Below are 250 nucleotides of genomic sequence, written 5' to 3' on the forward strand. Positions count from 1 at the left end.
CCCTGCTCTTCTCCACGCCGGCCTTGGCCGACTGGCAACCGGTCGAAAAGATCGAGACCTATGCCATCTCCGGGCAGACCGTGGAGGCGCTCTACGTCTCGATCGGCGACAGGGGTCCGATGATCGGCAAGGACAGCGCGGGCAATGGGCGGCGGGCGATCGCGCAGACCAATTTCAAGCTGACCTGGCAGCGTGACTACCAACCTCAGGGCAATGCCTGCGTGCTGAGGACGGCGCGACCCAAGCTGAT

Annotated in this window: 1 protein-coding gene; it reads left to right on the forward strand. The window is 64.4% G+C overall.

Annotated features, from left to right (window positions below; translation table 11 throughout):
• Nucleotides 1–2: 2 nt before the first annotated feature.
• Nucleotides 3–250, forward strand: a 248-nt coding sequence (locus EOD29_RS33745; protein WP_127248877.1) for a DUF922 domain-containing protein, incomplete at its 3' end; no start/stop codon positions are given.

The sequence above is a fragment of the Mesorhizobium sp. M1A.T.Ca.IN.004.03.1.1 genome (genome assembly GCF_003997555.1).
In the GTDB taxonomy this organism is placed as follows: Bacteria; Pseudomonadota; Alphaproteobacteria; order Rhizobiales; family Rhizobiaceae; genus Mesorhizobium.